At 49.7% G+C, this 13901-nt stretch carries 11 protein-coding genes; all 11 read left to right on the forward strand.

Features of this window, described 5'->3' with window-relative positions:
- The first annotated feature begins 166 nt into the window (after nt 1–166).
- The 11 genes from QOX44_RS15450 to QOX44_RS15500 all read left to right on the forward strand — a co-directional run bounded on the left by QOX44_RS15450 (nt 167) and on the right by QOX44_RS15500 (nt 13551).
- Complete coding sequence (locus QOX44_RS15450; protein ID WP_283684432.1) at nt 167–1675, forward strand: 4Fe-4S dicluster domain-containing protein; 1509 nt, start codon at nt 167–169, stop codon at nt 1673–1675.
- Complete coding sequence (locus QOX44_RS15455; RefSeq protein WP_283684407.1) at nt 1676–2383, forward strand: tRNA threonylcarbamoyladenosine dehydratase; 708 nt, start codon at nt 1676–1678, stop codon at nt 2381–2383.
- 169 nt (nt 2384–2552) lie between these two features.
- Nucleotides 2553–3791 carry a serine hydroxymethyltransferase gene (gene glyA, locus QOX44_RS15460; RefSeq protein WP_283684409.1) on the forward strand — a complete coding sequence of 413 codons (1239 nt, stop codon included), beginning with the start codon at nt 2553–2555 and terminating at the stop codon, nt 3789–3791.
- A 304-nt stretch (nt 3792–4095) separates the two neighbouring features.
- A complete protein-coding gene (locus tag QOX44_RS15465) occupies nt 4096–5475 on the forward strand; it encodes an efflux RND transporter periplasmic adaptor subunit (protein WP_283684411.1) in 1380 nt (459 codons plus the stop codon).
- Between the two features lie 35 nt (nt 5476–5510).
- Complete coding sequence (locus QOX44_RS15470) at nt 5511–6197, forward strand: ABC transporter ATP-binding protein (protein ID WP_283684413.1); 687 nt, start codon at nt 5511–5513, stop codon at nt 6195–6197.
- Nucleotides 6194–9382: a hypothetical protein gene (locus QOX44_RS15475; protein WP_283684415.1), complete on the forward strand. Its 3189-nt coding sequence runs from the start codon at nt 6194–6196 to the stop codon at nt 9380–9382. Before QOX44_RS15470 ends, QOX44_RS15475 begins: the two co-directional genes overlap by 4 nt.
- Before the next feature lie 15 nt (nt 9383–9397).
- Nucleotides 9398–10654, forward strand: coding sequence for an ABC transporter permease (locus QOX44_RS15480; protein WP_283684416.1), 1257 nt, complete (start codon nt 9398–9400; stop codon nt 10652–10654).
- Nucleotides 10655–10848: 194 nt separating this feature from the next.
- Nucleotides 10849–11586: a 30S ribosomal protein S2 gene (rpsB, locus tag QOX44_RS15485; protein ID WP_283684418.1), complete on the forward strand. Its 738-nt coding sequence runs from the start codon at nt 10849–10851 to the stop codon at nt 11584–11586.
- A 43-nt stretch (nt 11587–11629) separates the two neighbouring features.
- Nucleotides 11630–12568, forward strand: a complete 939-nt coding sequence (tsf, locus tag QOX44_RS15490) for a translation elongation factor Ts (RefSeq protein WP_283684419.1) — start codon at nt 11630–11632, stop codon at nt 12566–12568.
- A 304-nt stretch (nt 12569–12872) separates the two neighbouring features.
- Nucleotides 12873–13346, forward strand: a complete 474-nt coding sequence (locus QOX44_RS15495) for a YaiI/YqxD family protein (protein WP_283684421.1) — start codon at nt 12873–12875, stop codon at nt 13344–13346.
- Nucleotides 13333–13551, forward strand: coding sequence for an aspartate dehydrogenase (locus tag QOX44_RS15500; protein ID WP_283684422.1), 219 nt, complete (start codon nt 13333–13335; stop codon nt 13549–13551). Before QOX44_RS15495 ends, QOX44_RS15500 begins: the two co-directional genes overlap by 14 nt.
- Nucleotides 13552–13901 lie beyond the last annotated feature (350 nt).

Below are 13901 nucleotides of genomic sequence, written 5' to 3' on the forward strand. Positions count from 1 at the left end.
ATGCAGGCTTCCGCAGCGTTTTGCTGTCCGGGAGGAGTGTGTTGTATTCTTCTGCATACATAAGCGGTGGGGGCTTCACTCGAAGCTGCTGCCTGTGTTATACTGAGTGTATCAGTGAGGATATGAGCTCAGAAAATAATGACAGCGAGGAGAAATGAACATGAGTATGCGTGGTGTTTATACAAATGTAGTAGAAATCCGTCAGAAGATTTTTACGGAGGTTGCCCGGATGGCTTATGAGGGCGGGGATTATTCCAGGATCATTGATCTGCCGTATAAGATCATCCCGGGAGAGGTTGCCACTTATCGGGAAAGTGTCTTTTTGGAGCGCGCCATTGTAGAGGAAAGGCTCCGTCTGGCGATCGGTCTGCCGCTGCGGGATATGACAGAGCATGCGCCGGTATCAAAAGGGATCGAAGAAAGTGCGATCGCGGAAAAATATTATGATCCGCCACTTGTCAATATTATTAAATTTGCCTGCCACTCCTGTCCGGATAATGAAATGCGTGTGACAGACGTCTGCCAGGGCTGTCTGGCGCATCCATGCAAGGAGGTATGCCCGAAGGACGCGATCACGATCGTAAATGGACGGTCTGTGATTGATAAAGAAAAGTGTATTAATTGTGGAAAATGTGCAAATGCCTGCCCGTACGGCGCGATCATGAAGATAGAGCGGCCGTGTGCAAAGGCGTGTGGAGTAGATGCGATCGGCAGCGATAAGCTGGGGCGCGCGGAAATTGATTATGACAAGTGTGTCTCCTGCGGTATGTGTCTGGTGAACTGTCCGTTTGGAGCAATTGCGGATAAGGGGCAGATCTTTCAGGTGATCCACGCCATTAAGTCCGGGACTCCGGTATATGCGGCAGTTGCACCTGCGTTTGTAGGACAGTTCGGAAAGGATCTGACGCCGGAGCGGCTGCGCGCGGCGATGAAGAGCCTTGGCTTTGCGGATGTCGTAGAGGTCGCAGTGGGCGCAGATCTGTGTACGATAGAGGAGGCAAGAGACTTTCTGGAGGAAGTGCCCCAAAAGCAGCCTTTTATGGCGACTTCCTGCTGCCCGGCATGGGCGTCTATGGCGCGAAAGCTGTTCCCTGATCTGGCGCCTTATATTTCCATGGCGCTTACGCCGATGGTCCTTACAGGGCGGCTGCTCAAAAAGGAGCATCCGGGCTGCAAGGTGGTATTTATCGGACCGTGTGCCGCCAAGAAGCTGGAGGCGAGCAGGACGGAGATCCGCAGTGACGTAGATTTTGTTCTGACCTTTGAAGAGGTGATGGGAATGTTTACGGCGAAGGAGATCGATTTTTCCTCCCTCGAAAAAACGGATGATTTTACAGCGGCAAGTGCGGACGGGCGCGGTTTCGCAGTGAGCGGCGGCGTGGCGCAGGCAGTAGTCAACTGCATCAAAGAGATGGAGCCGGAGCGGGAAGTGAAGGTGGCAAATGCAGAAGGATTAAGAGACTGCCGGACCTTGCTTTCCGATGCCGCAAAGGGGAAGTACGACGGATATCTTCTGGAAGGAATGGCGTGTCCGGGCGGATGCGTCGGAGGAGCCGGGACCATGCAGGGGCCGACAAAGGCCAGAGGCCAGGTGACAGTTACGATGAAGAAATCAGAAAAGAAACATTCTTTGGAGAGCGGCTACAAAGAATACCTGCATATGCTGGAGGAGTAAATGTCAGAGCAGTTTATCAGGACACAGATGTTGTTTGGAAAAGAAAATATGGAGAAGCTTTCGCGCGCCCGGGTCGCAGTATTTGGCGTGGGCGGAGTCGGAGGCTATGTTGTGGAGGCGCTTGCCAGAAGCGGAGTCGGTACGCTTGATCTGATTGATAATGACATCGTATGTGAATCGAATATCAATCGGCAGATCATCGCGCTGCACAGCACGGTCGGCAGATATAAGGTGGATGCTGCGCGGGAGCGTATCCTTGATATTAATCCTCTGGCGCAGGTGCACTGTCACCGGACATTTTTTATGCCGGATACGGCGGAGCAGTTTCTGTTTGAGCAGTATGATTATGTTGTGGATGCGATCGATACGGTGACAGGGAAGCTTGAGCTTATTGTGCGGGCGCAGGCGGCAGGCACGCCGGTGATCAGCTCGATGGGGGCGGGAAATAAGCTCGATCCCACGGCATTTGAGGTGGCAGACATTTATAAAACATCGGTCTGCCCGCTTGCCCGGGTAATGCGCCGGGAACTGAAAAAGAGAGGGGTCGCGCATCTGAAGGTCGTGTACTCAAAAGAAGAGGCAAGGACACCGCTTGAGCAGCCTTTTGAGGAAAACCGCCGGCAGACGCCCGGGAGCAATGCATTTGTACCGTCTGTGGCAGGGCTGATCCTTGCAGGGGAAGTCTTAAAAGATCTGTGCGGACTGTGAAATGCGAGGAGCAGGCTGTGGCTTCCGGCAAAGAGCCCGGGCCGTGGCGGTGAAAATGAGTATCCGAGAAACGGACAGATGTATGATATATGCGAACAAAATGCTTGACTTTTGATGAAACGGGAAGTATGATAATTTCAGAAAATAAAGTGCAGCAGGAGGATGGAACATGTATTCACTGGATGAAGTGCGCCGTGCAGACAGCGAGATCGCAGATGCGATCGTAGCGGAGCAGGAGCGGCAGAACAGCCATATTGAGCTGATCGCATCAGAAAACTGGGTGTCAAAGGCAGTCATGGCGGCAATGGGCAGCCCGCTGACTAACAAATATGCAGAAGGGTATCCTGGAAAACGGTATTATGGCGGCTGCGACTGCGTAGATGTCGTAGAGGATCTTGCATGCCGCAGGGCAATGGAGCTGTTTGGCTGTACCTATGCGAATGTTCAGCCGCATTCCGGCGCACAGGCCAATATGGCAGTGTTTTTTGCACTGCTAAAGCCAGGGGATACGGTCATGGGGATGGATCTCGCACATGGCGGACATCTGTCACACGGGAGCCCTGCGAATTTTTCAGGAGCGTATTTCCATATCGTTCCGTACGGAGTAAATGACGAAGGCTTTATTGATTATGACGAGGTGCGCCGGCTTGCTCTTGAGAGCCGTCCGAAGCTGATCGTGGCGGGCGCCAGCGCATATGCGCGTGTGATCGATTTTAAGCGGTTCCGTGAGATCGCAGATGAGGTGGGCGCGTATCTGATGGTAGACATGGCGCATATTGCCGGACTTGTGGCGGCAGGAGTGCATCCAAGCCCGATCCCGTATGCGCATGTGACAACGACGACGACGCACAAGACCCTGCGCGGTCCAAGAGGCGGGATGATCCTGTCAAGCGCCGAATTTGCAAAAGAGGCAAACTTTAACAAGGCGATCTTTCCGGGGACGCAGGGAGGACCGCTGATGCATGTTATTGCGGCAAAGGCAGTCTGCCTGAAGGAGGCATTGCAGCCGGAATACAAAACGTATCAGGAGCAGGTGGCAAAGAATGCAAAAGCTTTGTGCGCAGGTCTGATGGCGCGGGGGCTGAAAATCGTATCGGGCGGCACGGATAATCATCTGATGCTGGTTGATCTGACAAATGTCGGACGGACAGGAAAAGACGCGGAGCATCTTCTTGACAGTGTAAACATCACCTGCAACAAAAACACCATACCGAATGATCCGCAGTCTGCATTTGTGACGAGCGGTATCCGGCTGGGAACTCCGGCTGTTACCTCACGCGGTATGAATGAGGCGGATATGGATCAGATCGCGGAGGCGATTGCAGTAATGATGAAGGCGGAGCCGGACTGCACGCATACAGCAAGGGAGATCGTTCGGGCGCTGACAGAAAAATATCCATTATTATAGTGCTGCGAGCTGTCGATTACCAGGATTTGAATCGTACTATCACGCTATCAGAAGAATAAGAAACGTGCAGGATCCCTGCCGGATTGGAGAGGATTTATAGGCTTCCTCCGTCTGGCAGGGGTATTTTATGTGCAGGATATCGGGGCGCTTTGCACGGTACAGCGTACGGAAAATGTGTGTGTCATGGGCGTTTTTTGCCGTGCTGGAAGAATTTTTAAGAAAAAAAACTCTTTTTTTTAGGGGCAGTTGTGGTATAGTGTTAGAGTAATTAGTTATTTGATTTTATAATGAGGGGAGCAGGCAGATGAAAAAAGCATTGGTTGCCGTACTGGTTGTGGGCCTTCTTGGCGCAGGAGGATACGGGGCGTATCAGCACTTTTTTGCAGATAAGGAAGAGGAGCAGGAGCGGGTTTCTTCGACGAGCGAGGACGCAGTTTATGTAGATCTGGTGTCTCAGATCGCAGGGCTTGGGAGTGGAAACGGTCTGATCGAGAGATTCGGCGGCGAGGTTGAGCCGCAGGCTACGTTAGAGGTCAAGCTGGAGAATGAGCGTACTGTGAAAAAATGTTTCGTAAAAGAAGGAGACCGTGTCAAGGAAGGGCAGAAGCTTTTTGTGTATGATACACAGGAGGCGGAGGATAAGCTTGCGCAGGCACAGATTGATATTGAACGGGCACAGGGAGATATTGAGCTGTCAAAGCAGACGATCTCACAGCTGGAGAAGGACAAAAACGAAGCGAGTGCAGACGACAAGCTGGTGATCTCCACGCAGATCCTGGAGGCGCAAAACAGCATCAAGCGCAGCGAGTATGAGATCAAATCAAACGAGCTGACGATCTCGCAGCTCGAGGAGGATATCAAAAATGCCACAGTGACGGCAGAGATGGGAGGACTGGTACAAAAGATCTCCGATCCGAACAGCTCTGACAGCTATGGCTATGGCGGAGATTCCGGCAATGTCTATATGACCATTCTGGCAGACGGAGAGTTCCGCATTAAGGGAACAGTAAATGAACAGAATTATCAGCAGATACAGGCATCTGTCGGGATGCCGATGATCGTGTATTCCCGTGTGGACAGCTCAAAGACGTGGAGCGGCATGATATCAGAGGTGAAGGACAGCGCGGATGAGCAGTCTGAGGACGGTTATTCCAGCTATATGATGGGAGATGAGGCCGGTTCCTCGAATTATTCTTTCTATGTGGAGCTTGACAGCTCGGAGGGACTGATGCTCGGACAGCACGTATATATGGAGCTGGATGCCGGGCAGAATGACGTAAAAGAAGGTCTCTGGATTGATGATTATTATATCATACAGGAAGATGATCAGGCCTATGTATGGATGGCAAATAAAGAAAACCTGATCGAAAAGCATGCGGTAACGCTCGGTGAATACGATGACGAGCTGTTCAAATATGAGATCGTTGACGGATTGCAGGAGGATGATTATATTGCCTATCCGCTCGATACGATCAGTGAGGGTGATCCTGTCATTTACAATGATATGAGCGATATGGATGCAGGTATGTCGATGGATGGCATGATCGACGAGGGCTCTTATGAAGAGATGCCGGCAGAGGACGGGGTGGATCTGTCAATGGAGCCGGATATGGCTGCGGGAGACGGCGAGGTCTACGAGGATGGCGCTGTATATGACGCGGACGCCGGAGTTTATGAAGAATAAGGGCAGGCACGCAAAAAAACAGGGGAGGATTTTCCGTGATACTGAAACTGGAACATATATATAAAGACTATATCCAGGGGAAAATGACGGTTCCGGTACTAAAGGACGTCTGCCTGAATGTAGAAAAAGGAGAGTACGTGGCGATCATGGGGCCGTCCGGCTCCGGCAAGTCAACACTGATGAATATCGTCGGCTGTCTGGACCGTCCGACCTCAGGTTCCTACGAGCTTTCCGGAAGGGACATACAGTCTTTGAATGAAAAGCAGCTTGCGGAGGTGCGGCTGCACAGCATCGGTTTTGTCTTTCAGAATTTTCAGCTGCTGCCGCGTATGACGGCTCTGGATAATGTAGCGCTTCCGCTCGTATATTCCGGTGTCCGAAAAAAAACGCGCCGGGAACAGGCAAAGGCGGCGCTTACAAGAGTAGGCCTGGAGGATCGTGTGATGTTTAAGCCGACACAGCTCTCCGGCGGACAGAAGCAGAGAGTGGCGATCGCGCGTGCGATGGTAAACAGGCCGGATATTCTACTTGCGGACGAGCCGACCGGAGCGCTCGATTCAAAGTCGAGCAAGCAGGTGATGGAGCTGTTTCAGAAGCTGAATGATGAGGGCGTGACTGTTATCATGATCACACATGACAGCGGTATTGCCCACCATGCGAAGCGTATCGTCACGATTTTTGACGGCGAGCTTTCAGAACAGGAAGGGACGGTGAGCGAATGAAGCTGAAGACAGCGGCGATCAGTATTGTCGTATCGGTCGCTCTGATCGGAGCAGGCGGATACGGTGCGTATTATGCTGTGCAGGGGCAGAAAAAGCCGGTAGAGGTAGTGCCGGTCGAGTATGTGAATATGGGCTACTGGGGCGGTGAGACGCAGTCTCTTTACGGAACGGTCACCTCTCAGATCGCTCAGACGATCGTATTAAACGAGGAGTATAAGATAGACGAAGTGTTTGTGAAGGCTGGGGATGCAGTGAAGGAAGGCACGCCCCTGTTTTCCTATGATATGACGCTCGAGGAGCTTGAGCTTGAGATGGAGCAGCTTGATATGCAGACGCTTGAGCTGACCATGACGAAGCTTCAAAAGGATCTTGAGAAGCTAAAGAGCGGAAAGGTGACGGCATCGCTTGATGTGCGCACGGATGTACTGACTGCCGAGGGAGAGGATGCTTCCGGGGAAGCAGGTGTAGCCGGAGATATCCAGCCTCAGAATGATGCACCGGATGCAGGTGCGGAGGATGCAGAGGTGCTCGATGAGAGCATTTGGGAAACTGCGCCAGGTCAGGAAGAGCTGGGAGAGCAAAGCGAAGATGGAGCGGCATCTGCACCGGGGGAGCAGGCTGGTGACGGAGGCCTGACCATTGAAGGGATCGAGGCTGTGGAAAAAACGCCGGATGATGCAGAGGGCACTGCAGAGGCACAGGCGAGTGCAGAGCATTATAAAATGCTGGTCACTACGCTGGATGAGCTGTTTCAGGCACATGGAGATACCTTAAAGGCAGAAGATGTGGCAGAGCCGATTCTGGCTGCAGTGTCTTATTACCGTGAGAAGTTTGCCGATGAAGTGACTTCTCAGGCAGACGATGGCAGCGGAACCGTTCGCGCCTTTGAGCTGAAAGAATCCGTTCGCAGCGCGCTTGGCGAGCAGGGGGCGAAGGAGCTGCAGGATGCCACAGAAGTATTGAACCAGTACCATGTGCGGTATGTGGAAATGCTGATCAGCGAGGCGATGGCAGAAAGTACGGCTATGTCAGCCAAAGAGACAGTCAGCGCTTTGGCAGAGATTCAGGATAATTATGCGATGCTCGCCACAAAGCAGCAACAGTCGGTTGGCAATTACGATGAGATCGGTATACTGGAGCAGCTTGCAGAAGAAAAGGAAAATGCACCGTCTGAGACACAAAGCGAATCTGAAAATCAGACAGAATCCGAGCTGCAAAGCGAATCCGGGAACCAGACGGAATCTGAGACAGCAGCAGAGTCTGAGTCTGAGACAGAGTCCAATACCGAGACAGGAACAGAGAACCAGACAGAACAGGAAACACAACCGCAGCCTCCGACTGAGCCGGGAGGAGAGACAGAGCAGACGACGTATGAGCTGACGATCCACTATCAGGATGAAAAGGGCAACGATGTCCTGACGGGACCACCGGTGGAAGAAAAGACGCAGGGAGAAGAAGTCAGACTGACGGCGCCGCAGGGCGAGGATCTTCTGGCAGATTTCCTGCGCTGGGAGGTAAGAGCACCGCAGTCATTAAAAGACACTCTGAGCGAAGAGGCGCTGAAAAATCCGGAACTGGTATTTACCATGCCGGGAGAAACGGTAACAGTTGCGGCAGTCTATCATTCTTATGAAGAGAAGATAGAACGGTATGTACGCAGTTTTCTTGATATTGCGTCAGAGGTGTTGAGCGAGGGCGCGGCAGCTCAGGAGGACTATCTGACACGGCTTGAGACTGCGATCGCGTTTTATCAGTTCTGGCTGGCGGAATCACCGGAGAGTTCTTCCGATGCTTTGCTGTCTGAGACGATGCCTGATGCAGTGCCCGAGACGATGCCGGAGGCAGTTCTGGATACGCTGCTTGGCAATGTGATGGAATACTATCAGCTCCGGGGAACAGTAAATGCCTACCTGCAGCAGCAGGAAGGGGACGATATTGTCGCAGCAGAGACACTCGAAAAACAGTATGAGGCACTGTGCACGACCTATGTACGGGCATTGTTTGAGCGGATCGATGCGGCGGCGATCAACGGAGAAGATCTTGAAAAAGCAATGAATGCCTACAATGTACTCGGACCGTCCTGGCAGCTTTTGCTGGAGGAACAGTGGCAGCTTTCGCACGGAGCAGCCCCGGATGCTCCGGTAGCAGCGATCGGGGACAGCCTGCAGGCATATACGGTGCTGCTTCCTTTCCAGGAGTTCCAGAAGCTTGATCCGAATACGCCGGAGGAAGAAAAGATCGCCATTTTGCAGGAGATCATGCAGGCATATCTGCTGCTTACCGAAGCGCAGCAGCAGATCGTGGCCGCAGCTCCGGGATTTGTCGATACGATGAAGCAGTACGGACTGTGGGATCCGAATAAGCCGCAGACCGAACCGCAGACAGAGACCGAACCGGGCTGGGGAGATGATCCGGGCTGGGGAGACGATCCGGGGGATTCCCTGGAAGGGCTGCAGGAGATGATCAAAGACAAGGAGCGCGAGATCAAGGAATGTGAGCTTGATATGCGGGAAAAACAGCTGACTGTGGATCAGAAGCAGCGGATCGTAGATGGAAAGGTTGTCAAGAGTACTATGGATGGTACGGTCATCAGCATCGGCGCGGAGGATGGAACCTCTGATTACGATTATTTTGCAAAGGTCGCAAATGAGAGCGGTCTGTATGCAAAGGGAGCGATGAGTGAGCTGGCTCTGGAGAGAATCCATGTCGGCGATACGATCTCCGGTATGATGACAGAAACAGGAGTCGGCTTTACGGCCGTAATAAAGGAAATCTCGCAGTATCCGGACACAAGCGGAGGAAGCATGAGCTTTGGATACGGTTCTGAAAATACAAATGCGTCTTACTATCCGTTCTATGCGCTGCTGGACAGTACGGAGGACATCGAAGAGGGAGAGGCAGAAATCCAGCTTTCCGCGACCATGTCAAGCGGAGATATGGGAATCTATCTGGAGCCGTACTTTGTGCGCGAGGAAAAGGATGGCAGAAGCTATGTGTGGAAGCAGGGATCGGATGGAACGCTGACCAAGCAGTATGTCAAGACGGGCAAGCTCGTCTACGGCGGATCGGCGGTTGAGATTCAGAAAGGGCTTGAAACGACAGATAAGATTGCATTTCCATATGGCAAGTACGTCGAAGAGGGCGCTAAGACGAAGGAAGTAGATTCGCTGGAAGCAGGCGTATAGCAGGAGGTGTGAGAATTGCTTGAAAACATAAGACTATCCTTTCAGGGGATCTGGTCGCATAAGATGAGGTCCTTCCTCACAATGCTCGGAATCATCATAGGTATTGCCTCGATCATCTCTATTGTGTCAACGATCAAGGGGACGAATGAGCAGATCAAGAATAACCTGATCGGTTCTGGAAATAATACCGTGGATGTCGTTCTGTCCGGGCAATGGGAGCTTGATATTTATTCCGCAGCAGATATTCCGCCGGGAATTCCAGAAGTCAGTGAAGAGACAAGGCAGGAGATCCTGGATCTGGATTCTGTGGAAAATGTGACATGCTACAATGAGCGGCGTACTTCGGACGGCGTGTTCTACCAGAATACCAGTCTGTCCGAGGTGGCGGTCAGGGGAATTGATACGAGCTATTTCGAAACCGCCGGCTATGTCATCAAGACCGGAAGAAATTTTATTGACAGTGATTATGAGAATTTCCGAAAGGTGCTGATCCTTGACCAGACAGCGGCAGATACGCTGTTTCAAAACGAAAATCCGATCGGCAAAACGATCGAAATCAAGGAGATGCCGTTTACCGTAGTAGGCGTTGTTGACAAGGCGATGAATTTTGAGCCGACGATCAATTCGATTACGGATTATTATACGTATCATCAGAATCAGTCCGCAGGCTATCTCTATATGCCGCGTGCTTCCTGGCCGATCGTTTACGCGTATGACGAGCCGGAAAATGTGATCGTAAAGGCAGTCAGCACAGATGATATGGAGGATGCCGGTCAAAAGACGGCAGATATCCTGAACAAGACGATCTCCGAACAACAGACGGATTATAAGTATAAAGCAGATAATCTGCTGGAGCAGGCGCAGAAGCTGCAGGATCTGAGCGCTGCGACAAATAATCAGCTGATCTGGATCGCCAGTATCTCCCTTCTCGTGGGCGGCATCGGCGTTATGAATATCATGCTGGTATCTGTCACAGAACGAACGAGCGAGATCGGCCTGAAAAAAGCGATCGGCGCGCGAAAGAGTATCATTCTCGGGCAGTTTTTGACAGAGGCTGCTGTGCTGACAAGCATTGGCGGACTGATCGGTGTCGCGGCGGGAATTGGTATGGCGCAGGCGATCAACAAGGTTTCCGGCGTCGCGGTGTCTATCAGCATACCGGCGGCTGTGATCGCGGTCGTATTTTCTATGCTGATCGGTATCGTATTTGGACTGCTGCCGTCCATACAGGCGGCAAATCTTGACCCGATCGAGGCCCTGCGCAGAGAATAAAAAGAATAAATAATACGTCTAATACGTATGTTTGTCAAAAAAGCTTATTTGGGGGCTTGCCTTAAGGCAAGCCCTTATGTTATAATACAAAAGTTACAGATTAAACACGCAGGTGGATTCTGGAAATGGTGCCAAAGCGGTCTTTTCGGAAGCGTGAGACCTGCGGAAGAAATCAACCAAAAAGGAGAAAAGACATGAGCGTAATTTCAATGAAGCAGTTACTTGAGGCAGGTGTTCATTTCGGACATCAGACAAGAAGATGGAACCCGAAGATGGCTGAGTACATCTACACAGAGCGCAACGGCATCTACATCATTGACCTTCAGAAATCTGTAGGTAAGGTAGACGAGGCATGCAAGGCAGTAGCAGACATCGCAGCAAACGGCGGAAACATCCTCTTCGTAGGTACAAAGAAGCAGGCTCAGGATGCAGTTCAGGCAGAGGCTGAGAGATGCGGCATGTACTATGTAAATGAGAGATGGCTCGGCGGTATGCTGACAAACTTCAAGACAATCCAGGGCAGAATCAAACGTCTCAAAGATATTGAGACAATGGAAGAGGATGGAACATTTGATGTTCTTCCGAAGAAAGAAGTTATCGCACTGAAGAAAGAGCAGGAGAAGCTTCAGAAGAACCTTGGCGGTATCAAGGAGATGAAGAGAATCCCGGATGCAATCTTTGTAGTAGACCCGAAGAAGGAGAGAATCTGTGTACAGGAGGCTCATACACTCGGTATTCCGCTTATCGGTATCTGTGATACAAACTGTGATCCGGAGGAACTGGACTACGTGATCCCGGGCAACGATGATGCAATCCGTGCCGTTAAGCTGATCGTTTCCAAGATGGCAGACGCTGTTATCGAGGCAAAGCAGGGTGAGGAAGTCGTAGAGGAAGCTTTTGAGGAGGCTCCGGTAGACGCAATTGCTGAGTAATTATACAAGACAATTGATATACAGATTTCAGGAGGAATAGAAAATGGCTATCACAGCAGGAATGGTAAAAGAGTTAAGAGAAATGACTGGCGCTGGTATGATGGACTGCAAGAAAGCCCTCACAGCAACAGATGGTGATATGGACAAGGCAGTAGAATTCCTGAGAGAAAAGGGACTCGCAACTGCACAGAAGAAAGCCAGCAGAATCGCAGCAGAAGGCCTTGCAATGGTTATGGTATCAGAAGACGGAAAGAATGCCGTTGCAGTAGAGGTAAACGCTGAGACAGATTTCGTTGCAAAGAACGAAAAATTCCAGGGCTATGTTGCACAGGTAGCTGAGCAGGCACTGGAGACATCCGCAGCAGATATTGACGCTTTCCTTGCAGAGCCGTGGAAATTTGACACAACAAAGACAGTTGCAGAAGAACTGGCAGGTCAGATCGCAGTGATCGGCGAGAATATGAATATCAGAAGATTCGCTCAGGTGAAAGAGGATGCTGGTTTTGTAGCTTCTTACACACACATGGGTGGAAAGATCGGCGTTCTGGTTGACGTTGTGACAGATGTAGTAAATGATGACATCAAAGAGATGGCAAAGAACGTAGCTATGCAGGTAGCAGCTCTGAAGCCGCTCTATACAAGCGACAGCGAAGTAAGCGCAGAGTATATTGAGCACGAGAAAGAGATCCTGAAAGCTCAGATTATGAACGATCCGAAGGAGTCCCAGAAGCCGGAGAAGGTTATCGAGGGAATGATCACAGGACGTATCAAGAAAGAGCTCAAAGAGATCTGCCTGCTTGATCAGGTATACGTAAAGGCAGAGGACGGAAAGCAGTCCGTAGCTCAGTACGTAGCACAGGTTGCTAAAGCAAACAGCGCAAACATCACGATCAAAGGCTTTGTTCGTTACGAGACAGGCGAAGGAATCGAGAAGAAGCAGGAAGATTTTGCGGCAGAGGTTGCTGCACAGATGGGAAACTAATTTATCAATCGTAAGACTGGTAAAAAGCGAATTAAATAGTGTATTTAAGCGGTTTCTGGCTATTTTGACAAGTGTTATAAACTACTGTAAAATCTCACAAAATATCGTGCTATTTTGGGTACAGATTGGGTAGAGTATTGGGTAAAGAAAATTACCCAACCTCTTAACGAGGAATTCGCTTGTTGTTTAAAAATAGAAAGGGAACGCTGTGAATGATTGAGGGCATATTGTGTAAGTGCAATATGTCCTTAAATTTTTGTGTCACAGTAAAATTTGTGTAACGGTTCGGAGGAGAGATAGAAAGATGCAGATATTTGTGGATGCAGATGCCTGCCCGGTGATTGCTGTCGTTGAAAAGATTGCAAAAGAGCATAGTGTTCCAGAAACACTGCTGTGTGATACGAATCATGTTCTGTCATCAGATTACAGTGAAGTTATTGTTGTCGGAGCAGGAGCAGATGCAGTAGATTATAAGCTGATCAGTATCTGTCATAAAGGAGATATTGTTGTATCACAGGATTATGGTGTAGCAGCAATGGCTCTTGGGAAAGGTGCTTATGCCATTCATCAATCAGGGAAATGGTACACCAATGACAATATTGATCAGATGCTCATGGAGCGTCATTTGAATAAAAAAGCCAGAAGGAGTTCACACAAAAATCATATCAAAGGCCCGAAGAAGCGAACGGAGGAAGATGATGAAAGATTCACTCAGTCTTTTGAAAAAATGCTTTTGATGGCACAGCTGAAAGAAGGCAGGGAGCATGGGATTATTTAAAAAGAAAACTGTGAAAAAAACATATGAAAGAGAAAATATGAGACCAATAATCCGTGCAGGCATTTGTACTGGTGAACAAATAGCAGGATTTAAAGATATACGGACTGGAAAAATGGAAGAAATTATGCTTATTAAATCTCCGGAAGATTTAGAAAATTTTAAAAGTATATATGGGATCACGGAAGAGATTGCAAAAGAGTACTAAAGTCAGACAGAAAACTATACAGGTGAGAAGCGCAAACAGAAATTATAAAGATTTAAAGCAGAAACAGAAAAGTGTTTTATTTCTGTAGTTAATAAGATTATTAAAGAGCAGCAACGAATCAGAAAAAATAAAAATAATCAGGAAGAGTTCCATTGGCATGATGAATTTACAGCGTTGAATTTCTCTAAAAGGAAATTAAAAAGGAAATTTAAGGAAATCTAAGGACTTAGAGTATAATTATCATTGGCAAAAAGTAAAAAAATAAAGGAAGAGGCCGAAACCTCTTCCCAATCATACAGATTTGTCTTATTGTTTAATTGTCCAGAAAAAACATAAGGAGTCTGTATGAT

This window comes from Parablautia sp. Marseille-Q6255 (assembly GCF_951230155.1).
Classification (GTDB): domain Bacteria; phylum Bacillota; class Clostridia; order Lachnospirales; family Lachnospiraceae; genus Choladousia.